23 protein-coding genes are annotated in these 25,234 nt (G+C 58.3%); 18 read left to right on the forward strand and 5 right to left on the reverse strand.

Going from position 1 to position 25,234, the window contains the following annotated elements:
* Window positions 1–16: 16 nt before the first annotated feature.
* Window positions 17–2,356 carry an ATP-dependent Clp protease ATP-binding subunit ClpA gene (gene clpA, locus B9Z33_RS09980; RefSeq protein WP_108286822.1) on the forward strand — a complete coding sequence of 780 codons (2,340 nt, stop codon included), beginning with the start codon at window positions 17–19 and terminating at the stop codon, window positions 2,354–2,356.
* A gap of 152 nt (window positions 2,357–2,508) precedes the next feature.
* On the opposite strand, the gene B9Z33_RS09985 is transcribed toward clpA, so the two are convergent.
* Window positions 2,509–3,483 (reverse strand): NADPH:quinone oxidoreductase family protein, encoded by a 975-nt coding sequence (locus tag B9Z33_RS09985; protein ID WP_108286823.1) that lies wholly within the window; start codon window positions 3,481–3,483, stop codon window positions 2,509–2,511.
* Between the two features lie 145 nt (window positions 3,484–3,628).
* Here B9Z33_RS09985 and surE point away from each other — a divergent pair, with 145 nt between their 5' ends.
* From surE to rlmD, 5 genes are all read left to right on the forward strand, one after another.
* Window positions 3,629–4,399, forward strand: a complete 771-nt coding sequence (gene surE / locus B9Z33_RS09990; protein ID WP_108286824.1) for a 5'/3'-nucleotidase SurE — start codon at window positions 3,629–3,631, stop codon at window positions 4,397–4,399.
* Window positions 4,396–5,187 (forward strand): protein-L-isoaspartate(D-aspartate) O-methyltransferase, encoded by a 792-nt coding sequence (locus B9Z33_RS09995; RefSeq protein WP_108286825.1) that lies wholly within the window; start codon window positions 4,396–4,398, stop codon window positions 5,185–5,187. The genes surE and B9Z33_RS09995 overlap by 4 nt, the downstream gene beginning before the upstream one ends.
* Window positions 5,188–5,201: 14 nt before the next feature.
* Window positions 5,202–6,038, forward strand: coding sequence for a peptidoglycan DD-metalloendopeptidase family protein (locus B9Z33_RS10000; RefSeq protein ID WP_108286826.1), 837 nt, complete (start codon window positions 5,202–5,204; stop codon window positions 6,036–6,038).
* An 11-nt stretch (window positions 6,039–6,049) separates the two neighbouring features.
* Entirely contained in the window at window positions 6,050–6,847 is a 798-nt protein-coding gene (locus B9Z33_RS10005; RefSeq protein ID WP_108286827.1) for a 3'-5' exonuclease, read from the forward strand.
* A 65-nt stretch (window positions 6,848–6,912) separates the two neighbouring features.
* Window positions 6,913–8,349, forward strand: a complete 1,437-nt coding sequence (rlmD, locus tag B9Z33_RS10010; RefSeq protein WP_199220323.1) for a 23S rRNA (uracil(1939)-C(5))-methyltransferase RlmD — start codon at window positions 6,913–6,915, stop codon at window positions 8,347–8,349.
* Window positions 8,350–8,421: 72 nt separating this feature from the next.
* Here the strand turns inward: rlmD and B9Z33_RS10015 are convergent, their stop codons facing one another.
* A complete protein-coding gene (locus B9Z33_RS10015; RefSeq protein WP_108286828.1) occupies window positions 8,422–9,114 on the reverse strand; it encodes a Bax inhibitor-1/YccA family protein in 693 nt (230 codons plus the stop codon).
* A gap of 182 nt (window positions 9,115–9,296) precedes the next feature.
* Here B9Z33_RS10015 and B9Z33_RS10020 point away from each other — a divergent pair, with 182 nt between their 5' ends.
* Window positions 9,297–9,704 carry a heme-binding protein gene (locus B9Z33_RS10020; protein ID WP_108286829.1) on the forward strand — a complete coding sequence of 136 codons (408 nt, stop codon included), beginning with the start codon at window positions 9,297–9,299 and terminating at the stop codon, window positions 9,702–9,704.
* A gap of 87 nt (window positions 9,705–9,791) precedes the next feature.
* Here the strand turns inward: B9Z33_RS10020 and B9Z33_RS10025 are convergent, their stop codons facing one another.
* Entirely contained in the window at window positions 9,792–10,097 is a 306-nt protein-coding gene (locus B9Z33_RS10025; RefSeq protein WP_233252787.1) for a c-type cytochrome, read from the reverse strand.
* Window positions 10,098–10,294: 197 nt separating this feature from the next.
* On the opposite strand from B9Z33_RS10025, the gene ilvD reads away from it, so the two are divergent.
* The 5 genes from ilvD to B9Z33_RS10050 all read left to right on the forward strand — a co-directional run bounded on the left by ilvD (window position 10,295) and on the right by B9Z33_RS10050 (window position 17,386).
* Entirely contained in the window at window positions 10,295–12,151 is a 1,857-nt protein-coding gene (gene ilvD, locus B9Z33_RS10030) for a dihydroxy-acid dehydratase (RefSeq protein WP_108286831.1), read from the forward strand.
* A gap of 59 nt (window positions 12,152–12,210) precedes the next feature.
* Complete coding sequence (gene lgt / locus B9Z33_RS10035; RefSeq protein ID WP_108287097.1) at window positions 12,211–13,017, forward strand: prolipoprotein diacylglyceryl transferase; 807 nt, start codon at window positions 12,211–12,213, stop codon at window positions 13,015–13,017.
* A 72-nt stretch (window positions 13,018–13,089) separates the two neighbouring features.
* Entirely contained in the window at window positions 13,090–14,472 is a 1,383-nt protein-coding gene (locus tag B9Z33_RS10040; protein WP_108286832.1) for a twin-arginine translocation pathway signal, read from the forward strand.
* 317 nt (window positions 14,473–14,789) lie between these two features.
* Window positions 14,790–15,785, forward strand: a complete 996-nt coding sequence (locus tag B9Z33_RS10045) for a tripartite tricarboxylate transporter substrate binding protein (protein WP_108286833.1) — start codon at window positions 14,790–14,792, stop codon at window positions 15,783–15,785.
* A 59-nt stretch (window positions 15,786–15,844) separates the two neighbouring features.
* Window positions 15,845–17,386 (forward strand): malonyl-CoA synthase, encoded by a 1,542-nt coding sequence (locus tag B9Z33_RS10050; protein WP_108286834.1) that lies wholly within the window; start codon window positions 15,845–15,847, stop codon window positions 17,384–17,386.
* A 50-nt stretch (window positions 17,387–17,436) separates the two neighbouring features.
* On the opposite strand, the gene B9Z33_RS10055 is transcribed toward B9Z33_RS10050, so the two are convergent.
* Complete coding sequence (locus B9Z33_RS10055; protein ID WP_158270207.1) at window positions 17,437–18,759, reverse strand: ABC transporter substrate-binding protein; 1,323 nt, start codon at window positions 18,757–18,759, stop codon at window positions 17,437–17,439.
* A gap of 94 nt (window positions 18,760–18,853) precedes the next feature.
* Window positions 18,854–19,297: a universal stress protein gene (locus B9Z33_RS10060; protein WP_108286836.1), complete on the reverse strand. Its 444-nt coding sequence runs from the start codon at window positions 19,295–19,297 to the stop codon at window positions 18,854–18,856.
* A 105-nt stretch (window positions 19,298–19,402) separates the two neighbouring features.
* Between B9Z33_RS10060 and B9Z33_RS10065 the strand changes: the two genes are divergently transcribed.
* From B9Z33_RS10065 to ccoP, 6 genes are all read left to right on the forward strand, one after another.
* A complete protein-coding gene (locus B9Z33_RS10065) occupies window positions 19,403–21,790 on the forward strand; it encodes a cation-translocating P-type ATPase (protein ID WP_108286837.1) in 2,388 nt (795 codons plus the stop codon).
* Between the two features lie 10 nt (window positions 21,791–21,800).
* Window positions 21,801–21,938 carry a cbb3-type cytochrome oxidase assembly protein CcoS gene (gene ccoS, locus B9Z33_RS10070; protein ID WP_019428923.1) on the forward strand — a complete coding sequence of 46 codons (138 nt, stop codon included), beginning with the start codon at window positions 21,801–21,803 and terminating at the stop codon, window positions 21,936–21,938.
* A gap of 71 nt (window positions 21,939–22,009) precedes the next feature.
* Window positions 22,010–23,446, forward strand: coding sequence for a cytochrome-c oxidase, cbb3-type subunit I (ccoN, locus tag B9Z33_RS10075; RefSeq protein ID WP_108286838.1), 1,437 nt, complete (start codon window positions 22,010–22,012; stop codon window positions 23,444–23,446).
* A 13-nt stretch (window positions 23,447–23,459) separates the two neighbouring features.
* Window positions 23,460–24,086: a cytochrome-c oxidase, cbb3-type subunit II gene (gene ccoO / locus B9Z33_RS10080; RefSeq protein ID WP_108286839.1), complete on the forward strand. Its 627-nt coding sequence runs from the start codon at window positions 23,460–23,462 to the stop codon at window positions 24,084–24,086.
* Window positions 24,087–24,098: 12 nt separating this feature from the next.
* On the forward strand, window positions 24,099–24,239 hold the full coding sequence (locus B9Z33_RS10085) for a cbb3-type cytochrome c oxidase subunit 3 (protein WP_108287098.1): 141 nt from the start codon (window positions 24,099–24,101) through the stop codon (window positions 24,237–24,239).
* 36 nt (window positions 24,240–24,275) lie between these two features.
* On the forward strand, window positions 24,276–25,193 hold the full coding sequence (gene ccoP, locus B9Z33_RS10090) for a cytochrome-c oxidase, cbb3-type subunit III (protein WP_108286840.1): 918 nt from the start codon (window positions 24,276–24,278) through the stop codon (window positions 25,191–25,193).
* Window positions 25,194–25,234 lie beyond the last annotated feature (41 nt).

Here is a 25,234-nt window from a genome sequence, read left to right on the forward strand (position 1 = left end):
GCAAAAAGGAAATCACATGATTGCCCAAGAATTGGAAGTCAGCTTGCACATGGCCTTTGTCGAGGCCCGTCAGCAGCGCCACGAATTCATCACGGTCGAGCACCTGCTTTTGGCCTTGCTGGACAACCCCAGCGCAGCGGAGGTTCTGCGCGCTTGCGCCGCCAACATCGATGATCTGCGCAACGCCTTGAGCAATTTCATCAAGGACAACACCCCACAGGTCGCTGGCACCGAAGAGGTGGACACACAGCCCACTTTGGGATTCCAGCGTGTCATACAGCGCGCCATCATGCATGTGCAGTCCACAGGCAGTGGCAAAAAAGAAGTGAACGGGGCCAATGTGCTGGTCGCCATCTTTGGCGAAAAAGACTCGCACGCCGTTTATTACCTGCACCAACAAGGCATTACCCGCCTCGATGTGGTGAACTTCATCGCCCACGGCATCCGCAAAAGCGATCCACCCGAAGCGGCCAAATCCGCTGAAAATCCATCGAGTTCCGAAGGTGAAGAGGGCGGAAGTGGTGGCGAGCGCAACGAAAAAGCCTCGCCCCTGGAGCAATTCACCAACAACCTGAACCAGGCCGCCAAAGAGGGCAAGATCGACCCGTTGATCGGGCGCGAGTACGAAGTCGAGCGCACGATTCAGATTTTGTGCCGTCGCCGTAAAAACAACCCACTTCTGGTGGGCGAGGCCGGTGTGGGCAAGACCGCGATTGCTGAAGGCCTGGCCTGGCGCATCACACAGGGCACGGTGCCCGAAATCCTGGCCGAAGCCACGGTGTATTCGCTCGACATGGGCGCACTGTTGGCAGGCACCAAATACCGGGGTGACTTCGAGCAGCGCCTCAAAGGCGTGCTCAAGTCACTCAAGGACAAGCCCAACGGCATCCTTTTCATCGACGAAATCCACACCCTGATCGGTGCAGGTGCGGCTTCGGGCGGCACGCTGGACGCGTCCAATTTACTCAAGCCAGCGCTGTCCAGCGGCCAGCTCAAGTGCATCGGCGCCACCACCTTCACCGAATACCGTGGCATTTTCGAAAAAGACGCCGCTTTGAGTCGCCGCTTCCAGAAAGTGGACGTGGTCGAGCCCACGGTGTCTGAGACCGTGGACATCCTCAAAGGCCTCAAGAGCCGCTTTGAAGACCACCACAGCGTCAAATACACCATTGCCGCGTTGCAAGCCGCCGCCGAGTTGTCGGCCAAGTTCATCAACGACCGCCAACTGCCAGACAAGGCCATTGACGTGATCGACGAGGCCGGTGCGGCCCAGCGCATTTTGGTGGCTTCCAAGCGCAAAAAGACCATTGGCAAGGCGGAAATCGAAGACATCGTGGCCAAGATCGCCCGCATTCCTCCAGCCAATGTGTCCAACGACGACCGCAGCAAGTTGCAGACCATTGAGCGCGACCTCAAGTCGGTGGTGTTTGGCCAGGACAAGGCGCTTGAAGTGCTGGCCTCGGCCGTCAAGATGGCCCGCTCGGGCCTGGGCAAGACCGACAAGCCGATTGGCTCGTTCTTGTTCTCCGGTCCCACGGGCGTGGGCAAGACCGAGGCGGCCAAGCAACTCGCTTACATCTTGGGCATCGAGCTGATCCGCTTTGACATGTCCGAGTACATGGAGCGCCATGCGGTGAGCCGCCTGATTGGCGCGCCTCCGGGCTACGTGGGTTTTGACCAGGGCGGCTTGCTGACCGAGGCCGTGTCCAAGAAGCCGCACTGCGTTCTCTTGCTCGACGAGATTGAAAAAGCCCATCCGGACATCTTCAATGTGCTGTTGCAAGTCATGGACCACGGCACGCTGACCGACAACAATGGGCGTAAAGCCGACTTCCGCAACGTGATCATCATCATGACCACCAACGCGGGGGCCGAGACCATGAACAAGGCCACCATTGGCTTCACCAACCCGCGTCAGGCCGGGGACGAGATGGGCGACATCAAGCGCCTGTTCACGCCCGAGTTCCGCAACCGCCTGGATGCCATGGTCAGCTTCAAGCCTCTGGATGAGCAGATCATCTTGCGTGTGGTCGACAAGTTCTTGTTGCAACTGGAGCAGCAGTTGGGCGAAAAGAAAGTGGAGGTCACGTTCACCGATGCTCTGCGCAAGCACCTGGGCAAGAAAGGTTTCGATCCTCTCATGGGTGCCCGTCCGATGCAGCGCCTGATTCAGGACACCATCCGAAAAGCGCTGGCCGACGAATTGTTGTTTGGTCGCCTGACCGACGGTGGACGCCTGACAGTGGACATCGACGACAAGAACGAGGTGTTGCTGGACATCACGCCCAATCCGAAGAAAGAAAGCCGATCTTCGCGTTCTGAGCCTGCTGAGCCGGAAGAAGCAACTGCGAGCTGATGGATCCAGCTGATCGCGCCAGCGGGTAGCCTGAAAGGCCCATGGCGCGAGACGAAAAAAAAGGAGGCCCGAAAGGCCTCCTTTTTTCATGTGCGGGGCGCCGATGCCTCAGTGCTCAGCGCCGCGCCCTGTGGCGCGCTGGGTGCATTCGCTCAATTGACCATGACCAGCTTGCCCTTGACGCTGCGCGAGCCCATCAAGGTGTAAGCCGCTTTCAAATCGTTCATGGGCATTGTTCGGTCGATCACGGGTTTGATCTTGCCTTGACCGTACCACTGGGCCAATTCGCCCATCATGGCCGCGTTTGCCTGCGGTTCGCGCTTGGCAAACTCACCCCAGAACACCCCAACCAAGGAAGCGCCTTTGAGCAAAGGCAGGTTCAAGGGCAGGGCAGGGATGGGCCCGCCCGCAAAGCCCACCACCAGGTAGCGCCCGCGCCAGGCGATGGAGCGGAAAGCAGGTTCGGCCAGATCGCCACCCACGGGGTCGTAAATCACATCGGGGCCACGGCCTTCTGTGAGCGTTTTCAGGGCTTCGCGCAGGTTTTCGCGGCTGTAATTGATGGTGGCGTCTGCGCCAAGCGTTGTGCACAGTGCACATTTTTCATCGGTGGACGCGGCCGCAATGACCTTGGCCCCCATGGCCTTGGCGATCTGTATCGCGGCAGTGCCCACACCTCCTGCCGCGCCCAGCACCAGAACGGTTTCTCCCGCTTTCAGTGCCGCACGGTCCACCAGCGCATGGTGCGAGGTGGCGTAGGTCATGATGAACGCCGCGCCATCGATGGCCGAAAAACCGGCGGGCAAAGGCATGCACAGCTTGGCCGGGGCCAGGGTGTGTGTGCCAAAGCCGCCCGTGCCCGACAGGCAGGCCACGGTTTGGCCAACTTGAAGGTGCGTGACGCCTTCACCTGTGGCTCGAACCACGCCCGCGTATTCAGAGCCCGGCACAAAGGGCAGATCGGGCTTCATTTGGTATTTGTTTTGAACAATCAGCAAATCCGGAAAATTCAGACTGGCCGCCTGGATTTCGATCAGGACTTGGCCAGGGCCTGGTGTGGGCGTGGACAGTTCTTTCCAGGTCAGCGCTTCCACCCCGACAGGGTTCTCGCAAAGCCAAGCGTGCATGCATGTTCTCCTTGTGTGATGTTCAAAGTTGTCGGCTGCATCTTAGGTAGACAGGTGGGCTCGCCATGTCCCCCTAGCGACGAATTGCGAGCTGGGGTGTTGGCTTGCCTGCCGCCTACAATCGAGCCATTGACAGGGGCAACGCATGAAAATTCTCATTTCCAACGACGATGGCTTTCGCGCCGAAGGGATTGTGGCCCTTTACGAGGCACTCAAAAGCATGGCCGATGTGGAAGTGGTGGCGCCTGAGCACAACAACAGTGCCAAATCCAATGCCTTGACCTTGCACACCCCTTTGTATGTGAACCGGGCCGACAACGGCTTTCGCTACGTCAATGGCACGCCCGCCGACTGCGTTCACATCGCCTTGACGGGCTTGTTGGGCTACCGACCGGATCTGGTGATTTCCGGCATCAACAACGGCGCGAACATGGGCGATGACACCCTCTATTCGGGCACCGTGGGCGCGGCCATGGAAGGGTATCTTTTTGGGATTCCGGCCATGGCCGTGTCTCAAATCGACAAAGGCTGGGCGCATGTTGACGCGGCTGCGGCCAAAGTCAAAGAGCTGGTGCAACAAATGCAAGCGGGTGAATTGATGGACACCAAGCCTTGGCTTTTGAATGTGAACATTCCGAACCTGCCGCTGCAAGACATCAAACCCGCCAAACTCTGCCGCCTGGGTCGACGCCATGCTGCTGAGCCAGTCATCACCCAGGTGGACCCCCGTGGGCAGACGATGTACTGGATTGGCAATGCGGGCCCTGCCATGGACGACAGCGAAGGCACTGACTTTCATGCCGCAGGCTTGGGCCATGTGGTCGTCACGCCACTCAAGGTGGACTTGACGGAACACGCGCACCTGGACCACTGGGCCCAGACGTTCAACCGCATGGCATCGCAAGGCCAGACATGACCCAGCGTCCTGGTTTCCCGGTCAAACTGGCCCAGACGGGTGCTTCGGGCCCCTCCGGTAAAGCCCCTGCGACCTTGCCTGTCCGTTCAAGCCAGCCACCGGCAGCGCTTGCACCTCGGGTGGCTTCAAGCGTCTCGGGCTTGGGCCTGGACTCTGGTGCGGTTCGGGCGCGCATGGTGCGCAAACTGGCAGAGCAGGGCGTCAAAGACCCCCGCGTGCTGGATGCGATGGGACTCGTTGAGCGGCACCGTTTTGTCGAGAGCGCGCTGGTGAACCAAGCCTACGAAGACACCAGCTTGCCCATCGGCTTGGGGCAGACCATCTCCAAACCCAATGTGGTGGCGCGGATGATCGAACTGCTTTGCCAGGATGCCACCGGTAAATTGGGCCGCATTTTGGAAATTGGCACCGGCTGCGGCTACCAGGCGGCGGTGCTCAGCCATGTGGCCACCGAGGTTTACAGCATCGAGCGTTTGCGTGGTCTGCACGAAAAAGCCCGAACCAACTTGCGCCCCTTCAGATTGCACAATGTGCACCTGATCTTTGGCGATGGCATGTTGGGTTACCCGAAGGGCGCCCCCTACGCGGGCATCATCTCGGCTGCAGGCGGTGACGCTGTTCCAGAAGCCTGGCTGGACCAGTTGGCCGTGGGGGGGCGACTGATCGCTCCGACCATCACCCCGGCAGGCCATCAGGCCTTGGTGGTCATTTTGAAAACCGCACAGGGCTTTGAGCGCCAAGTGCTCGAAGCGGTTCATTTTGTGCCTCTAAAATCAGGCGTTGCCTGAACAAATAAAGCCCGATGACTTCATCCTTTCAATTTCGTCCCATGGTTTTGATGGCTTTGGCCATTGCCCTGCTTGCAGGATGCACCTCCTCGCCGCGCACACCGGCCCCCGTGGAGGACCGAACCGCCATGAGCCGATCGTCCACACACACGGCAACACCGACGGTTGAGGCAAGCAAGCCTTTGCCGGGCAGTGAAAACGCGGGCAAGCCCGGTTACTACACCGTGCAGCGCGGCGATACGCTCACCCGCATTGGTCTGGACAATGGCCAAGGATGGCGAGATCTGGCCCGCTGGAACAATCTGAGCAACCCCGATGTGATCGAAGTGGGCCAAGTGCTGCGCGTATCACCACCGGGTGGTGCTGTTGAAACATCCGGCGTGGTGGTTCGGCCGATTGCGCCTTCTGCCAACTCATCTGCCAGCGCTACTCCTGCCAAACCAGAGCCAGCGTCTGCCTCGCCATCAACGCCTGCAGGGGATGAAGGTGTCGCTTTCATCTGGCCAGCCAATGGTTCGCTGATTGCCGGATTTGACGAAGCCAAAAACAAAGGCCTCGACATTGCGGGCAAGGCAGGGGATCCCGTCATAGCGGCTGCCGACGGCCAAGTGGTGTATGCCGGTGCGGGCCTGCGGGGGTACGGCAACCTCATCATCCTCAAACACAACAACACCTTCTTGACCGCTTATGCGCACAACCAGGCCCTGTTGGTAAAGGAAGATCAAAAAGTGCGCAAGGGTCAGAAGATCGCAGAAATGGGCAAATCCGATTCGGACCGCGTCAAACTTCACTTTGAGGTTCGCCGCCAAGGCAAGCCAGTAGACCCCGCCAAACTTTTGCCTGCCCGCTGAGTGGCCAGAGGATGTCCTGGCCCGTCCTGGTTTTTGACATCGAGTCCTTGCCCGACATTGCAGGCTGGCGACGGCTGAACCCGGCATCACCCGATCTGACCGATCTGCAAGTGCACGCGCAATGGAAAGCGGAGCGTGCCGAGCAAGGCAAGAGCGATTTCATGCCTTTGTATCTGCAGCGAATTTTGGTGATCAGCTGTGTCTTTCGCAATGCAGATGGGCTGCGCGTCCATTCTTTTGTGGACCGTGATGGCCAAAGCGAAGGCCGGATCATCCAGACATTCTTCAACACCATTGAAAAGCACGAGCCCCAACTGGTCAGCTGGAATGGCAGCGGGTTTGACCTGCCGGTATTGCATTACCGAGGCATGCAGCATGGCGTGGTGGCCGATAAATACTGGGACATGGGGGAGGGCGGTAACGCCAGCGACCGGGGGTACAAGTGGAACAACTACATCTCGCGCTACCACATGCGCCATCTGGACCTGATGGACTTGTTGGCCAAATACACGCCCAAAAACAATGCGCCCATGGACGCCTTGGCCAAATTGTGTGGCTTCCCGGGCAAACTGGGCATGGACGGCTCCCAAGTCCATGAGCAATTTCTGGACGGAAAAACCGAGGACATTCGGCGCTATTGCGAAACCGATGTGATGAACACCTACCTTCTTTACTGCCGGTTCCAGAAGATGCGTGGTGGTTTGACCGAGGCCGAATACGAGCAGGAAATCGCTTTCGTCAAAGACAGCGTGGCCAACTTGGCCGAGCAAGAGCCGCATTGGCAGCAGTATCTTCAAGCCTGGAACTGAGCTGGAAGTCACAAAGCGTGACGCGAAGTGCCTGGGCAGGCTCGACATCCTGAGACAATCGGGGCATGAGCGAACAAGACATTTCCCTTTCCCAACTCCCCGAAGAATCCGGTACCCCTGACGACGCAGGCTTGCCCGAAGGTTGGCTGCGCGTGACCTCCCTGGACATGGAGGCCCAAGGCATTGCCCGACGGCCCGATGGCAAAGTGGTTTTCATCGAAGGCGCTTTGCCTTTTGAAGTGGTTTCGGTTCAAGTAGGCCGCAAGAAGAGCAGCTTTGAACACGGCACCGTGACCGAAATCCATCACGAATCATCACAGCGCGTGCGGCCAGGCTGCCCCCATTTCGGCTTGCACGCGGGCTCTTGCGGCGGCTGCAAGATGCAGCACCTGGAGGTCTCAGCCCAGGTGGCCATCAAGCAGCGGGTGCTGGAAGACAATTTGTGGCATTTGGGCAAGGTCAAAGCCGACACCATGCTGCGCCCCATTGAAGGCCCCGCTTGGGGCTACCGTTACCGAGCCCGTTTGTCGGTGCGCTATGTGATCAAAAAAGGCGAAGTCCTGATTGGTTTTCACGAACGCAAAAGCCGCTACATCGCCGACATGAAAGTCTGCCCGGTCTTGCCGCCCCATGTGAGTCGCATGCTGTTGCCCTTGCGGGAGCTGATTGGCCAGATGGACGCCCGCGAGACTTTGCCTCAACTGGAGCTGGCTTGCGGCGACGAAGTCACCGCCTTGGTGCTGCGCCATCTGGAGCCTTTGAGTGAAGGCGACAAGACCTTGCTGCGTGCGTTTGCTGCAGAACAAAATGTGCAATGGTGGTTGCAGCCCAAAGGGCCAGACACTGTGCATCTGCTGGACGAAGGGGGGGCGCAATTGAGTTACGGTTTGCCAGACTTTGGCATCACCATGCCTTTCAGGCCCACCGATTTCACCCAGGTCAACCCGTTCATCAACCGGGTTTTGGTGGCCCGAGCCTTGCGTTTGTTGCAGGCAAAAAAGAAAGAACGCGTGATTGACTGGTTTTGTGGTTTGGGTAATTTCACCTTGCCCATCGCCACGCAGGCTGGCGAGGTCTTGGGCATCGAAGGTGCCGAAACACTGGTCGCCCGGTCCCGCGACAACTACGCACGCAACCAGGCTGACCGAGTGGCCGGGCAAGCCTTGGCACCCACGCAGTTCGTCGCACGCAACCTGTTTGACATGACGCCAGAGATGCTGGTCGCCGATGGCACGGCCGACAAATGGCTGGTGGATCCACCCCGTGAAGGTGCATTTGCCTTGAGCAAGGCACTCGCCGAGCTGAACGAAAACCCCGATTTACGCCAAGGCTGGACACCACCCCGGCGCATTGTGTATGTGAGCTGCAACCCGGCGACCTTGGCCCGTGACGCCGATATTCTGGTGCACCGAGCAGGTTACCGCTGCGTCAGCGCGGGCGTGATCAACATGTTTGCCCACACGGCGCACGTCGAGAGCATGGCGGTGTTTGAGCTGGCCTGAGCGGCTGATTCTCGGCCCCAAAAAGAAAGGCTCCCGAGGGAGCCTTTCTTGTGGGCGCTAGGCCGCGGCACTTCAGTCGCGCTCACCGCCCATGATGCCCAGCAGGGCCAGCAGGCTTTGGAACACGTTGAAGATGTCCAGATACAAAGCCAAGGTGGCGCTGATGTAGTTGGTTTCACCGCCATCGATGATCTGCTTGAGGTCGTACAGCATGTAGGCGCTGAAGATGCCGATGGCCATGACCGAAATCACCATCATGCCGGCGGTCGAGCCAACAAACACGTTGATGATGCCGCCAATCATGATGGCCAAGGCACCAACAAACAGCCACTTGGACATGCCTGAGATGTCACGTTTGATGGTGCTGGCCAAACTGGCCATGACGAAGAACACCCCGGCGGTGCCGGCAAAGGCGGTCATGATCAGGTCGGAGCCGTTTTTGAAGCCCAGCACCATGGCGATCATGCGCGAGAGCATCAGGCCCATGAAGAAGGTGAATCCCAGCAACACGGGAACGCCGGCTGCAGAGTTTTTGGTTTTCTCGATGGCGAACATGAAGCCGAAGGCGCCGGCCATGAAAACAACCAGCCCCAAGCCGCCCGACAGCGAGCGGGTGATGCCTGTGGCCACGCCCAGCCAGGCGCCCAAAACGGTGGGCAGCAGGCTCAAGGCCAAAAGCCAATAGGTGTTGCGCAAAACGCGATGGCGTGCTGCGGGGTCGACTTGGCCCCAGTCAGCGGTATTGAGAGTGCGAAGGTCGCTCATGGTTTATCTCCTAAACATGCCTTTGAATCGGGCTTGGTCATTGTAGGGGGCCAGGCAAACAGACCTCAATTTCCGGCAGACGATGGGGTTATCCGGGTGAATCAGTTTTGCGTTCAGGTGAGCAATGGACAGGCTTTTGCCCGTGTATGCTTGCGTTTTTCAAACTCAGCCTTCTTAAAACCATGAAAACACAAGCCACCCTCGAACTGTCCGATGTCAAAGCGATTGCCGCAGCCGCTGAAGCCGAAGCCATCAAAAACAACTGGGCCGTGAGCATTGCCATTGTGGACGCTGGCGGTCATTTGCTGCATTTCGCCCGCCTCGATGGTGCCGCACCGGTGTCCTCGCACATCGCCCCCGCCAAAGCCAACACGGCTGCGTTGGGTCGCCGCGAAACCAAGGGTTACGAAGACGTCATCAACGGTGGCCGCACCTCCTTTTTGTCGGCTCCCACCATCAAGGGCATGCTTGAAGGTGGTGTTCCGATCATGAAAGATGGCTTTTGCCTGGGCGCGGTGGGTGTGAGCGGGGTCAAATCCAATGAAGATGCACAGATTGCCAAAGCCGGTATCGCGGCCATCGGACTGTGATGTCGCAGGGTTGATCGGCAACTTGAACGCCGATATCCCGCAAAAAGGCCCGCTGAGCAGCGGGCCTTTTTGCTTTTGGCGGGGCAATTACTTCAGGCTCAGTACCCAGGTTGCCAATTTTCGGGCTTCCGCTTCATTGACATGGTCGTTGGCGGGCATGACGGCGATGCCCCAAACACCGGAGCCACCCCTCCTGATTTTGTTGGCCAGTTGATCGACAGTGGCGTTGTCCGCTTTGTATTTTGCCGCCACCGCCTTGAAACTGGGGCCCACCACTTTGACTGCCACGTTGTGGCATCCCATGCATTTTTTTGCGTTCGCCAAAGCCGGGTCGGCCAACGCAGGTGTGGCCACTGCAACGGTCATGGCCAGGGCAATCAAGGGGTATTTCACGGCGGACCTCTCAAATGAAAGCGGGGACGACCACAGGTTCATGGCCTTTGCGGCAAACGGCAGCCGACTATAGCGATTTTGGACCGGGTTTTGTTTGACTTGCAGGTGACTGCACCTTTCCCGCGAGCGGCGTCAGGGCTATCGCGCTGGGCCATAATCCGTTCAGTTATTTCTTGAATCCCTGACTGGAGCCCCTGATGCCCGCTTACCGTTCCAAGACCTCCACCGCCGGCCGCAACATGGCGGGTGCCCGTTCCCTGTGGCGCGCCACCGGCATGAAGGACGATGACTTCAGCAAGCCGATCATCGCGATTGCCAATTCCTTCACCCAGTTCGTGCCCGGTCACGTGCACCTCAAGGACCTGGGCCAGTTGGTGGCACGCGAGATCGAGGCCGCAGGCGGTGTAGCCAAGGAGTTCAACACCATTGCTGTGGACGACGGCATCGCCATGGGCCACGACGGCATGCTGTATTCGCTGCCCAGCCGTGACATCATTGCCGATTCGGTCGAATACATGGTCAACGCCCACTGCGCCGACGCGATCGTGTGCATTTCCAACTGCGACAAGATCACCCCCGGCATGCTGATGGCCGCCATGCGCCTGAACATTCCCGTGATTTTTGTGTCGGGTGGCCCCATGGAAGCGGGCAAGGTGCGCCTGGCCAACCCCCAGACGCAAGTCATGGAGTTCAAAAAGCTCGACCTGATCGACGCCATGGTCATGGCGGCGGACGACAAAGTGAGCGATGCCGATTTGGCCGAAGTCGAGCGTTCGGCTTGCCCGACCTGCGGTTCTTGCTCGGGCATGTTCACCGCCAACTCGATGAACTGTTTGGCTGAGGCCTTGGGCTTGGCCTTGCCGGGCAACGGCACCGTTTTGGCGACACACGCTGACCGCGAGGAACTGTTCAAGCAAGCGGGCCGCACGATTGTGGACTTGTGCAAGCGCTATTACGAGCAAGAGGATGCGTCGGTGTTGCCGCGTTCCATGGGGTTCAAAGCGTTTGAAAACGCGATTGCCCTTGACATCGCCATGGGCGGCTCGACCAACACCATCTTGCACATCTTGGCGATTGCCCAGGAAGCCGAGATCGAATTCACCATGGCCGACATCGACCGCATGTCCAAAATCGTGCCCCAGCTGTGCAAGGTGGCACCCAACACCAACAAGTACCACATCGAAGACGTGCACCGCGCTGGCGGCATCATGGGCATCTTGGGTGAACTGGACCGTGCAGGTCGCTTGCACACCGATGTGGGCACTGTGCTGGGCAAGACCATGAAAGAGGTCCTGGATCAATGGGACATCGCACGCAACCCCAGCGACGCGGTCAAAAAGTTCTACATGGCGGGCCCTGCTGGCATTCCCACGCAAGTGGCCTTCAGTCAGAACACCCGCTGGCCCAGCCTGGACACGGACCGCGCCGAAGGCTGCATCCGCTCACTGGAACATGCTTTCAACAAAGAAGGTGGCTTGGCGGTTTTGCGCGGCAACATCGCGCTGGACGGCTGTGTGGTCAAGACCGCAGGCGTGGACGACAGCCTGATGGTGTTTGAAGGCCCGGCCCATGTGGTCGAGAGCCAAGACGAAGCTGTCGAAAACATCCTGAGCGACAAGGTCAAGGCGGGTGACATCGTGGTCGTCCGCTACGAAGGCCCCAAGGGCGGCCCCGGCATGCAGGAAATGCTCTACCCCACCAGCTACATCAAGTCCAAAGGTCTGGGCAAAGCCTGCGCCTTGCTGACCGATGGTCGCTTTTCGGGCGGTACTTCGGGCTTGTCGATCGGCCACTGCTCGCCCGAAGCGGCTGCGGGCGGCACGATTGGCCTGGTGAAAAACGGCGACCGCATCCGAATCGACATCCCCAACCGCAGCATCAATGTCTTGGTCAGTGACGAAGAGCTGGCCAAGCGCCGTGTGGAACAAGACAAGCTGGGCTGGAAGCCTGCCTTGCCCCGTCCGCGCAAGGTGTCGGCTGCGCTCAAGGCCTATGCCCTGCTGGCCACTTCGGCCGACAAGGGTGCCGTGCGCGATCTGTCGCTGCTCGATTGATGCAGCCCAGTGGCCAATGACAGGCATTGCGCCTGCATTGGCCACCACAACGCAACACCATGCTGATTCACCCACAAATTGACCCCATTGCACTGCAATTGGGGCCCTTGGCCGTTCATTGGTATGGCCTGACTTATCTGGCCGCTTTTGGCCTGTTTTATGGGCTGGCCATTCGGCGGCTGGGGCATTTGCCTTTCAAAAACCTGCCGCAATGGCAAAAACATGACATTGAAGACATCCTGTTTTTAGGTGTGTTGGGTGTCATCCTGGGTGGACGCATCGGCTATTGCCTGTTTTACAAACCGGCTTATTACCTGTCCAACCCGCTGGAGATTTTTGCGGTTTGGCAAGGTGGCATGAGCTTTCATGGCGGCATGCTGGGCGTGATCGCGGCGATGGTTTGGTTTGCCTGGTCGCGCAAACGGCCGTTCATGCAGGTCATGGACTTTGTGGCGCCTTGCGTGCCCACAGGTCTGGCGGCGGGGCGCATCGGCAATTTCATCAACGGCGAACTCTGGGGTCGCGTGGCCGACCCGAGCCTGCCCTGGGCCATGCTGTTTCGCGGCGCAGGCGATGTGCCGCGCCACCCCTCGCAGATTTACCAGTTCCTGCTGGAAGGCGTGTTGCTGTTCGTGTTGCTGTGGCTTTATGCCCGCAAGCCACGGGCGCAAGGGCAGGTGGCTTCGGCTTTCCTTTTTGGCTACGGCGTGTTCCGCTTTGTGGCCGAGTACTTCCGCGAGCCCGATGCGCACTTGGGGCTGCTCAGCTTGGGCATGAGCATGGGCCAGTGGCTGTGCGTGCCCATGATCGTCTTGGGTGCGGCTTTGTGGGCCTGGTTCGGTCGGGCGGCAAACCAAGCCCACTGACGCGAAGGAGTCAGGCTTTCGGCACCTCTTGCCGGAGGATGTGTGCTTTGCCAAGCACACGATTGGAATGCCATGAACCTTCAGCGTCGCACATTGGGACTTGTCTCGGCCGCCTTGCTCCTGCTGAGCGCTTGCGCAGGGCCAGCGCCCAGCCAGCAGGCAGAGCGGACCCCCATCGTGTTTGTGCATGGCAACGGCGACACGGCCGCCCTGTGGCAGTCCACCATTTGGCGTTTCGAGTCCAACGGCTGGCCCACCGACCGTTTGCATGCCATTGACGTGCCTTACCCACTGGCGCGAGACGCCGACAACAAAACGCAAGCCGGGCGCTCGTCGACCCAAGAACACATGGCCTTTTTGCGGGACGAGGTGCAGGCCGTCTTGCGCCGTACCGGGGCCAAACAAGTGGTTTTGGTGGGTAATTCGCGGGGTGGCAATGCAATCCGGAACTTCATTTGCAACGGCGGCGGTGCGGCGGTGGTCAGCCATGCCGTGTTGGGCGGCACGCCCAACCACGGGGTACAGGCCATTCCCGGTGTGAACGAGGCCAACGAGTTTTCCGGCACGGGCCCGTTCCTGAAGCAACTCAATGCCCCCAAAAACGCGCAAGGCGACGAGGTCTGTGGCCCCACACGCTGGATGACCATCCGCTCGGACAACAACGACAAATTCGCGCAGCCCGATGGCCTGTGGCTGGGCATGAAAGGCAAGCCCACGATGGTGGGCTTTGAGGGCCCCGAACTCAAGGGTGCCACGAATGTGGTCATTCCCAAAATTGACCACCGGGAAACGTCTTATTCGCAAGCCGCCTTTGAGGCCACCTACCGCTTCATCACGGGGCAATCGCCAAGTGCAGGCATCGTTCGCCAAGCCGAGGTGGTGCTGAACGGCAAATTGGTCGGCCTGGGCCTGGACCCGATGGATGCGACCAGCGGCAACTTCGTCAACAACCTGCCTTTGCGCGGTGCCCGCATGAAGATCTTTGCCACCAACGCTGCCACCGGGCAGCGCCAGGGGCCAGCTGTGCATGTCCAAACCACGGGGGCCGATGGGCAGTGGGGGCCATTTCGGGGGCGCAGCGACACGGCTTATGAGTTCGTGATTCAGGCGGCCGGATACGCCACCACTCACATCTACCGCAGCCCATTGCCCAGATCGAGCCAGTGGCTGCACATGCGACCAGAGCGCGTGAACGATGCCGACCGCGCCGCCCAAGCGGTGCTCAGCTTCACGCGGCCTCGGGGTTATTTCGACCCGGCGCGCGACACCCTGAGCCTGGATGGGCAAAGCAGCTTGCCCGGCGTGCCGCCCGGGGCCGGTGTGGCATCGAGCCGCTTGCGCCTGAACGACACCACGCCGCGCAGCGTGACGGCCAGCTTCAATGGCGAAAAAATCGTGGGCTTGACCTGGCCCATGGCCCAGGGGCACACCACCGTGCTCGAACTGACCGATTGAGCACTCCGCAGGTGGGCACGATAGCGCTGAATGGGCTTGACCTTAACACGGGTCACGGCACACTGGGCTGGACCATGGCTGGTGGCAGCCTGACATGGCGAAGGCTTGAGCCAGCTTGTCTGAGTGACCCTAGGCAAGTTCCCATCGCTTGTTGGTTTGTGCATGGATGAAACACCCATGGCTTCTTCCCTGAAGCAACGGTGCGTTATCTGCCAGATGGCATCGTCATTTGATGAGACGAGGGTGAATTCCTTGTGCCAGTCAGGTGTCATATCTGCCTTTATGATGCGTTCATTATTCAAAACAAGAGACATTTCATGACCATTCAATTCAACGCGCAACAGCGCCGGGATTTTCTGAAAAACCTGGCGGCCTTGTCGGGCAGTCTGCCTTTGTGGGCTCAGGCGCAAAGTACCTGGCCTGCCAAACCCGTGACCATGGTGGTGCCGTTTCCGGCAGGCGGCGGCACAGACGCTTTTGCGAGACCCCTGTCAGCCCAGTTTGCCAAGTTGACCGGCAAGCAGCTCATCATTGACAACCGTGGTGGTGCTGGCGGTACTTTGGGTGCGGGCGTGGCTGCCAAGGCCGCGCCCGATGGCTACAACCTGTTCATGGGCGCGGTGCACCACACCATTGCGCCCAGCATGTACCCCAAGCTCGACTACGACTTGGAGCGTGACCTGACCCCCCTGATCTTGGTGGCCAACGTGCCCCAGGTGCTGGTGGTCAATCCCAAAAAGGTTCAAGCGGCTGATTTCAAGGCGTTTTTGGACTTTGTCAAAAAGAACCCCGGTCGCCTGAACTACGGTTCAGCAGGAGGCGGCACTTCGCACCACTTGGCAGGCGAGCTGTTCAAGCTGCAGACCAAGACCTTCATCACCCACATTCCCTACCGTGGCGCTGGCCCCGCCTTACAAGACCTGATTGCGGGCAATGTGGACATGATGTTTGATGGTTTGGGATCGTCGGCAACACATATCAAAGGAGGTCGCATCAAAGCCATGATGGTGTCCGGTGCCAAACGAAACCCCGCATTTCCGGATGTTCCATGCTCAACGGAGCTGGGATTGCCCGATTACACCGTGTCGACTTGGTATGGCGTTTGGGCCCCCAAAGGGACGCCAGCGGATGCGCAAAGCCGCGCTGTTGAGGAAATCCGCCGCGCGTGTCTGACCGATGACGCCAAAGCCGTCTGGGCCGGGCAGGGCGCCGAGTTCCCCAATCTGACAGGGGCTCAGTTTGACGCCTTCATCAAAAAAGAACTGAGCAAATGGTCTCAAGTGGTCAAGGCTTCGGGTGCCAAACTCGACTGACTGGCCTGATCGTTTTCAGCCTTTTGCCCCGATATGTTTGATCCTTTCGTTTTGAACCCATGAGCCATCACAACCTGTTTTCCGCCCTGAGGGCTGCTTTTCCTGCCGATTTGAACGCCACCGCGGTTGAAACTGATGAGGGCTTGCACTACAGCTGGCAAGACCTGGATCGGGCGACCGCCATGATGGCCAACTTGCTGAAGTCACTTGATCTGCCAAAAGGCAGCCGGGTCGCTGTGCAGGTCGAAAAATCGGTCGAAGCCATGATCTTGTATTTGGCCACCTTGCGCGCGGGCTATGTGTTTTTACCTTTGAACACGGCCTACCAAAGCGCCGAGATCGAGTATTTCATTGGCAACGCCGAGCCTGCCGTGGTGGTGTGCAGTTCGGTCAACTTTGGCTGGGTCAGCAAAATCGCTTTCAAAGCGGGGACACAGCACGTTTTCACCTTGAACGATGACCGCACCGGCAGCTTGCTTGACCGGGCCTCTAACCAGAGCGATCAGCACACGCCTGCGTCTTGCCAAGCCGATGACCTGGCAGCCATCCTCTACACGAGCGGCACCACAGGCCGAAGCAAGGGTGCCATGCTCACGCACGGCAACATGCTCAGCAATGCGCTCACACTCAAGGATTATTGGGGCTGGACAAAGAGCGATGTGTTGATTCACGCCTTGCCGATCTTCCATGTGCACGGCCTGTTTGTGGCCATCCATGGGGCGCTGATCAATGGCAGCAAGATGATCTGGATGGCCAAGTTTGATCCCAAACGTGCCATTGCCAGTATGGCCAAAGCCACCGTGTTCATGGGGGTGCCCACCTTGTATGTCCGCATGCTCGCGGAGCCATCACTCACGCGGGACGCGGTCAAAAACATGCGCCTGTTCATTGCAGGGTCGGCGCCTTTGTTGATCGAAACTTTTGCAGACTGGCAAACCCGCACCGGGCACACCATTCTCGAACGCTACGGCATGAGCGAGACCGCCATGCTGACCTCGAACCCCTATGCCGCAGACAAGCGTTACGCGAACCAGGCCGAGCGGCGCGGAGGCACCGTGGGCTTTCCCTTGCCCGGCGTGTCTTTGCGCGTGCGCGGTGACGATGGGCAGGATTTACCGGTGAGTGAGATCGGCGGCATCCAGGTCAAGGGACCGAATGTGTTCAAGGGCTACTGGCGCATGCCCGAGAAAACCGCAGAAGAGTTCACCACGGACGGGTTTTTCAAAACGGGTGATGTTGGCAAGATCGATGAGCGCGGCTATGTGACCATTGTGGGGCGCAGCAAAGACCTCATCATCAGCGGCGGCTACAACGTCTACCCGGCTGAGATCGAGGGCTACATCAACGAGATGAAGGGCGTGGCTGAAAGTGCCGTGGTCGGCGTGCCTCACCCGGATTTTGGTGAAGTGGGTGTGGCGGTGGTCATTGCCAAACAGGGGGTCACCTTGCAACCCGATGCCATCGTGGCCGAACTCAAGTCCAAATTGGCGAATTTCAAAATTCCCAAAAAGTGCTTTGTCGTGGCAGAGTTGCCGCGCAACACCATGGGCAAAGTACAAAAGAACCTGCTGCGAGAGCAGTACAAATCCTTGTTTGCCTGAGCGGCTGATGTCACCTAAAAAAGACCGCATTGACGGTCTTTTTTACGTGCTCAAGGGTGCATTTGTTTGATGTAAGCGTTCTTTTCGTGGATGCGCTGGATGTACTGTGCCGCTTGTTCGGGTGTCATTTCCTGGTTGATGACTTTGACATTCACATACCAGAGTTCTTCTTCCATTGAGGGCCAGACGCGGTTGAGCTTTTCAGCATTGATGCGGATGGTGTCATCGCATTCTTGACGCCAGTTCATCATCTCCAGACTCAAGGGGTCATTGATCGTCACGGCATGTTTGGACAATGAAAAAAATCCACTCAAGGTGTCGGTCATCAGCTGCGCAAATTCTTGCGAAGCCAACCATTCGAGAAAAACTTGGCTTGCTTCAGGATGGCGTGTGTTTTTGTTGATGCCGATACCGAAATCGGGGTGAACCGATAAATGACAGCGCTGGTTCTTGTTGTCGACGGGGGGCTTGAAGACACCCATTTCGATCTGTTTTTTGTAGGCGAAACTGGTGCTCCGCAAAAAATCAATGTCCCAAGAGCCTGTGGGATAAATGGCCGCATTGCCCGTCGCAAACAACACTTGGATGTCGCTGTTGGACATTTCACTTTGCTTGGGATGCATGTAAGGCTTGAATTGCCCCATCATTCGCCAGGCTTTGATGAATTCAGGATCGGTGAATTTCTTGCTGCCATTCATCAGCCCATGCCGTGCTTTTTCGCCGCCCCAAAAGTTGGGCCCCATGCCCGTGAAGATCACCTGAGTCGCCTCCCACATGTCGGCCGTTCCCAGGGCCAAGGGCGTGACTTGGCCTGCAGCGGCCACTTTCTGAAGCCTGTCCATGAATTCGGCCAAGGTGTTCGGTGGTTCGAGTTGCAGCTTACGGAAGACCTGCTTGTTGTAGAAGATGCCGTGGATGACATAGGCCACGGGGAGGCAGTAGGTGGTTTTTCCGTCGTCAGCGGTCCAGGCTCTGCGCGCATCGAGGTCGAAATTCACGAGCTGTTTTTCGGTCAGGGCTTGGAAGAAGCCCTTGTCATTGAGACGCAAGCCTCCGTCAAATGGGCGACAAAAAACGACATCGCCAGCTGCCCGAGTGGACAAACGCGAGTACAGCCGACCGTCGTAGAGCAGGGCTTCTTCGGGCGCGAACTTCAATCGGATGCCGGGATGCTTGCGCTGAAAAGCAGGAATGATCACCCGGTCCCAAAAAATCTGGTCATCTTTGCGCCAGCTTTCGATGACCAGTTCCTGTGCAGACAGGTTGGCGCTGAAGAAGAGACTCCAACAGCTGGCCATAAAAGCGGCCTGCAACCATGCGCTTAGCGCAGACCACTTGGCGCTGAATGCGCGTTCTACCCATCGGATCACCACATCTAGTCCTCTTTTTAATAGAGAACCATTGTAGTTATTTGTATCTTCAACTGAGGGGGACGAAACACGCATTCAGCGCGTCATCCCAACACGTTCAGCGCAAAACGAGCACAGGAATGTGTGAATGCGTCAGGACTTGCTGGGTCTCGCTGCCCAGTAACAAGCGTTTGATGCCTTTGCGACCATGGGAGGCCATGACAATCAGGTCGGCTTTTTGTTTTTTGGCTGCGGCAATGATGGCGTCAGAGACCACATCCGATTTGACCGTGACCATTTTGGAGACCACACCTTTGGCTTTTGCAGCTTTTTCTACAGCCGCCAGCTGCACTTGTGCAGACTCTGTCCATTGCGTTTCAATGCGTGAAATTTCTTCGGTGGACAAAGGAATGCTGCCTTCAAAGTACGCTTGAGGGTAGCGGGGCACCACCTTGAGTGTGACCAATTCCGCACCGCAAGTTGCTGCGAGCTCAATCGCGCTGGCAACGGCTTTTTTGGACAAGGCAGAACCATCGGTGGCTACAAGAATACGTTTGTACATGAAGTGCTCCTCACAGGTTGTAAAACGCCAGCATAAAAGAGCGAGGTCTTGGATCAATTGATGCACGTCAAGCTTTCTTCGCCTCTTCTGTCGTATCGTCAGGACATGACACAAGTCAATGTTTTGCCATCTTTGACCGCAGCCAACCTGACTGATCAGGCTGCGCCGCCAATGGGAAGCGCTGACCGTTTGAAACTGCTGGACGATCCAGCGGAATGGGCGGCGTTCAGCTTGCCAGAAAAAGACACGGCAGGGCACTGGAGTTCGAGTGTGGTGTTCGAAGGCATGCATTGCGCGGCTTGTGCCATCACCCTCGAAGATGCCTTGCGTGCCGTACCGGGGGTTTCCTCGGTCCAAATCAGCTCGGCCAGCCACAGGGGCCGCATCGTCTGGTCGCCAGAGCAAACCCGCCCCTCGGAGTGGATGCAATCGGTTGAGCGCTTTGGTTACAAGGCCGTGCCCGCCAACGACGCACGCGCACACGAACAACGACGCCAGGAGGCTAGGCGCATGGTTTGGCGCTTGTCTGTGGCGGCCATGTGCATGATGCAGGTGATGATGTATGCCACACCCGCTTACGTGTCGGCACCTGGCGATATCTCGCCCGAATCCATGCATCTGTTGCGCTGGGCTTCATGGGTGTTGTCTTTGCCTGTGATGTTTTTCTCATGTGCTCCTTTTTTCGGCAGTGCATGGCGCGATTTGAGAGAGCGCCAGATCAGCATGGACCTGCCCGTGGCACTGGGCATGCTGGTGACCTTCGTTGTCAGCAGCTTGGGTACTTTTGAGCCGATGGGGCCATTCGGTGCAGAGGTCTATTTCGACTCACTGACCATGTTTGTGTTCTTTTTGCTGATGGGCCGCTGGCTGGAGTTGCGCTTGCGCGACCGCACGGCTGGCGCGCTGGAAGCGGTGCTCAACCGCTTGCCAGACAGTGTCCGCAAGCGTCAGCAAGATGGTTCGTGGGAGCGCATCTCCATCAGGCGTTTGGCTGTGGGCGACGTCATCGAGGTCTTGCCTGGCGAGGCTTTTGCGGGTGATGGCCGTGTGCTGTATGGGCAATCCCAAGTGGACGAAGCCTTGCTCACGGGGGAGTCGCTGCCCTTGACTCGCCAGGCGGGGGACCGGGTCGTTGCCGGCAGCCACAACCTGAGCGGTACCCTGGAAGTGCAAATTGAACAGGTCGGGGCGGCCACCCGCTATGCCCAAATCGTGGCACTGATGGAAAGCGCCTCGGTGTCCAAGCCCTCGATGGCCCTGCTGGTGGACCGCTGGGCCAAACCCTTTTTGATGGCGGTGTTGCTGGCCTCTTTGGCCTCGGCCATTTACTGGTGGCCGACCGATCCAGCGCACGCCTTGATGGTGGCCGTTGCCGTGTTGATCGTCACGTGTCCTTGCGCCTTGTCGTTGGCGACCCCCGCCGCAATGCTGGCAACGGCTGGCGCTCTGGCCCGCAGCGGTGTGCTGGTCAGACGGCTGGAGGCTCTGCAAAACCTGGCCGCTATCGACACCATCATCTTTGACAAAACAGGCACCTTGACCCGTGACGCGTTCGAGGTGGCTCAGATTCATACGCGTTCTGGCGTGCAATCTCAGCAGGCACTGACTTGGGCCTCCGCTTTGGCTCGGCACTCATTGCATCCGGTTTCCCGTGCCTTGCGGTCTGAAGCGCGCCGCCAAGCCCAGCTTGTGGGTGATTTGCCTGCGCTGGATGCCTTGTTGGCCCAAAACGTGAGTGAAGCAGCAGGGCAGGGCCTGCGTGGCCATCTGGCTATTTCGGGTGGTGTCGGGCTCACTTTGCGATTGGGCTCGGCCTCTTTTTGCCAAGCCCCCGCTTTTGATGGGCACCATTTGCAAGTCAGTTTGGCCGATGATGCAGGCTGGTTGGCAACGTTTGAATTGGCCGAAGAGCTTCGTCCCGAAGCGCCCACCGTGGTAGCTGAACTCCAAAAAATGGGCCTCACGTTGAAGGTGTTGTCCGGCGATGGACATGCTGCGGTTGCCCAGGTCGCGCAATCGGTAGGCATCTCAGATGCTCGGGGCGGGTGCAGTCCGCAAGATAAATTGCAGGCGCTCAAGCAATGGCAGGCTCAAGGCCATCGGGTGGCCATGGTGGGCGATGGCCTCAACGATGGCCCGGTATTGGCGGGCGCTGATGTGTCGTTTGCGCTCGGTCAAGCCGTCCCCTTGGCGCAGTCCAAAGCTGATTTTGTCTTGATGGGTGGGCAGTTGGGCGTATTGGTCAGCACCGTCTTGCGCAGTCGCCAGACTTTGCGCATTGTGAAACAAAACCTGGTTTGGGCTGCCGTCTACAACGCAGCTTGCGTGCCCTTGGCCTTAATGGGATTTTTGCCCGCATGGGCTGCGGGCTTGGGCATGGCACTCAGTTCGCTGTTGGTTGTGCTCAATGCGCTGCGCTTGGCGCAAGGCTTGACCCCGCACCCACCGCAAAATGCGGCCCTGACCCAGTCAACCAAGTTGACCCCCACATAAGAACAGCACGATGGACATCCTTTATTTATTGATTCCTTTGTCGGTCGCTTTGGTGTTTTTCATCCTTGCCGGGCTCTGGTGGGCGATCCACAGGGGGCAATTTGAAGATATTGAGGCCGAAGGCGAGCGCATTTTGCGCAACGATTGATTTTGATCAAGTGCCCTCGGTGTATACCCGGTCAAACTCTGGCAGTAGTTTTTAAAAAAGAAGAGGTGAAAATGAAATTTGCCAATATGCAGGCGACGTCCTACAACGATACCGTTGTCAGGCAGTTCGCCATCATGACGGTGGTTTGGGGTGTGGTGGGCATGCTGGTTGGCGTGATCATCGCGGCCCAGCTGACCTGGCCGGAGCTGAATCTGGGTATTCCATGGCTCAGTTATGGCCGCTTGCGCCCACTGCACACCAATGCCGTGATTTTTGCGTTTGGCGGTTGCGGTCTGTTCGCATCGGCCTATTACGTGGTGCAGCGCACCTGCAACGTCCGTCTGTTCAACGACAAATTGGCCGCTTTCACCTTTTGGGGCTGGCAACTGGTCATCTTGCTGGCGGCCATCACCTTGCCTTTGGGTTACACCAGCGGCAAGGAATACGCCGAACTCGAGTGGCCCATTGACATCCTGATCACCTTGGTCTGGGTTTCATTTGCCATCGTATTTTTCGGCACCGTGGGCACCCGCAAAGTGCGTCACATCTATGTGGCCAACTGGTTCTTTGGCGCGTTCATCATCGCCGTGGCCTTGCTGCACCTGGTCAACAGCGCGGCACTGCCCGTGGGCATGATGAAGTCTTACTCGGCCTATGCCGGTGTGCAGGACGCCATGGTGCAGTGGTGGTACGGCCACAACGCGGTGGGCTTCTTCCTGACGGCGGGCTTTCTGGGCATGATGTATTACTTCATTCCCAAGCAGGCCGAGCGTCCTGTGTACTCGTATCGCCTGTCGATCGTGCACTTCTGGGCTCTGATCTTCACCTACATGTGGGCCGGTCCTCACCACCTGCACTACACCGCTCTGCCTGACTGGACCCAGTCGATCGGCATGGTCTTCTCGCTGATCCTTTTGGCCCCCAGCTGGGGCGGCATGATCAACGGCATCATGACCCTGTCGGGCGCATGGCACAAACTGCGTGACGACCCGATCCTGCGCTTTTTGATCGTGTCCTTGTCGTTCTACGGCATGTCCACCTTCGAAGGCCCGATGATGTCCATCAAGACCGTCAACGCCTTGTCGCATTACACCGACTGGACCGTGGGCCATGTGCACTCGGGTGCCTTGGGTTGGGTGGGTCTGGTGACCATGGGCTCCATGTATTACCTGATTCCCCGCCTGTTCGGCCAGAAGAAGATGTACAGCGTCAAAGCCATTGAAATCCATTTCTGGACCGCCACCATCGGCATCGTGATCTACATCGCCGCGATGTGGATTGCCGGTGTGATGCAGGGCCTGATGTGGCGTGCTGTCAACGCCGACGGCACCTTGACCTACACCTTTGTCGAGTCGGTCAAAGCCACCTTCCCGTTCTATGTGTTGCGTTTGCTGGGCGGTTTGTTGTATCTGGGTGGCATGGTGATCATGCTCTGGAACGTGATCAAGACAGCGACACAAGGTCGTTCTGTTGAAGTCCAGATTCCCAGCCTGACTGCCCACGCCTGAGGAGAAATAAAACATGGCTGAAAACCAAAAAACGGGCGGTCTGTCCCACGAAAAAATCGAGACCAGCAACTTCCTGATGATCGTGCTGATCCTCATCGTGTTGCTGTTCGGTGGCATGGTTGAAATCGTGCCGCTGTTCTTCCAGAAATCCACCACCCAGCCTGTGGAAGGCCTGAAGCCCTACACCGCGCTGCAAGTGGCCGGTCGTGATGTGTATGTGCGTGAAGGTTGCTACAACTGCCACTCGCAGATGATCCGTCCCTTCCGCGCAGAGACTTTGCGCTACGGCGCCTACTCGGTGGCTGGTGAGTTCGTTTATGACCACCCCTTCCAGTGGGGCTCCAAGCGCACCGGTCCTGACCTGGCCCGTGTGGGTGGCCGTTACAGCGATGAATGGCACCGCATCCACCTGAACAACCCGCGTGACGTGGTGCCCGAGTCCAACATGCCCGCTTATGCGTGGCTTGAGAAGAACCCGGTCGACGGTGCCAGCTTGCCTGCGCACATGAAAGGTCTGCGCACACTTGGCGCACCTTACAGCGACGAAGAAATTGCCAAGGCAAGCGAAGACGTCAAGGGCAAAACCGAACTGGACGCTGTGATCGCCTACCTGCAAGGCATGGGCATCCACCGCAAGTAAATGGAGCAAGTCATGGACATCAACACACTGCGTTCGATCGTGACGGTGCTCACCTTTGTCATCTTCCTGGGCATCATTTGGTGGGCCATGTCACGCCGCAACCAAGCCAACTTTGACGAAGCTGCACAGTTGCCGTTTCGTCAGGAAGACTGAATTGTCCTCAGCACATAAAAAATTAAAGGAATCAAAATGAGTGACTTCATCAGCAATTTCTGGCACTTGTATGTGGCCGGCATCACGCTGGTCAGCATCATTGCCTGCCTGATCCTTCTGTGGTTCAGCGGCAAAGCCAAGGCCATGACGGCCAATGACAACACCACCGGTCACGTCTGGGATGGCGACTTGCGTGAGATGAACAACCCGCTGCCACGCTGGTGGGTGGGTCTGTTCATCATCACCATCGTGTTCGCCCTGGTTTATCTGGCCATGTACCCTGGTGTGGGCAATCTGGCTGGCAAGTTCGGTTGGACATCGGCCGGTCAATACGATGCCGAAGTCGCCAAAGCCAATGCCGAAGTGGCGCCTTTGTATGCCAAGTTCTCGGGCATGCCCCCTGAAGAAGTGTCCAAAGACCCGCAGGCCATGGCCATTGGTGACCGTTTGTTCATGAACAACTGCGCCCAGTGCCACGGCTCTGACGCACGCGGCAGCAAAGGTTTCCCCAATTTGACAGACGCCGACTGGTTGCATGGTGGCTCGCCCGACAAAATCAAGGAAACCCTGGTTCAGGGCCGCATTGGCCAGATGCCACCCATGGCTGCGGCTGTGGGTTCGCCTGAAGATGTTCGCAACGTGGCGCACTACGTGCTCAGCTTGTCTGGCAGCCCGCACGACTCACTGCGCGCTTCTTTGGGCAAGTCCAAGTTCGGTGCATGTGCCGCCTGCCACGGCATGGACGGCAAAGGCAACCAGGCTTTGGGGGCACCCAACTTGACGGACGACATTTGGCTCCACGGCTGGGGCGAGAACGCCATCGTCAACATGATCAACAACGGCAAGGTCAACCAGATGCCTGCGCAAGCTGCCAAGCTGACCGAAGGCCAGATCCATGTGTTGGCTTCCTATGTCTGGGGTTTGTCCAACAAGACAGCCACAGCAGCCAAATAAGGCTTGCCAGACAAGTCGGTTAACGAATTCAGGACACCCCT

Source organism: Limnohabitans sp. T6-20 (assembly GCF_003063505.1).
Lineage (GTDB): Bacteria > Pseudomonadota > Gammaproteobacteria > Burkholderiales > Burkholderiaceae_C > Limnohabitans_A.